This window comes from Vibrio sp. 1401, assembly GCF_033340295.1.
The window spans coordinates 1-700 of the sequence record NZ_JAWOWF010000367.1 but is presented as its reverse complement, the minus strand read 5'-3'; the positions used below and the strand labels follow the sequence as shown (position 1 = coordinate 700).

General features: G+C 47.0%; 1 pseudogene. It reads right to left on the bottom strand.

What is annotated here, in order from left to right:
• Positions 1 to 77: 77 nt before the first annotated feature.
• Positions 78 to 700, bottom strand: a pseudogene (locus R7Z77_RS25670) (threonine synthase); the annotation flags it as partial.

The window sequence follows — 700 nt, the reverse complement described above, 5'->3', positions numbered from 1 at the left end:
TTTCTGCCCGAGACCAAGCCTATAAAAACAAAAAGGCGGAGACAATGCCCCACCTTTTATCGCATATTCAGTTTTGGTTACTGAACGCGGCGTAATACTGTTTTTAGTGCATCAAAATCCGCATCAAGATCTTCAGACAACAACTCCATCGCAGCATGTTTAGCTAGTGGTGCAGGCAGTTCGATATCCGTCTGAAGAATATCATCTACAACCTCTTTGAACTTCGCTGGGTGCGCAGTACACAAGAACAGACCCGTTTCACCTTCTTGTAGTTGCTCTTCCAATACGCGGTAAGCAATCGCACCGTGTGGCTCACATAGGTAGCCTAATGCGTACAAGTCTTTTACTGATTGTGCGCTTTGTTCATCAGAAACTGCGCCTTTACCTAGTGTCTCTAGGCCCCACTCTTTCACACGGCATAGCTCTTCGATACGCGGCCAGTTGTTCGGTTGGCTCACGTCCATCGCATTTGAAGTGGTTGCAACCGTTGGTTTTGGCTCCCATTTGCCCGTTTCGAGGTAACGAGGCACCGTGTCATTCGCGTTGGTAGCAGCAATAAAACGTTTGATAGGTAAACCTAGCGCTTTTGCTAATAGACCTGCTGTTAGGTTACCAAAGTTACCGCTTGGTACAGAAACCACGAGGTTTTCACGCTCTTGCTTACTCATTTGCGCCGCAGCTTCAAAGTAGTAACAGATTT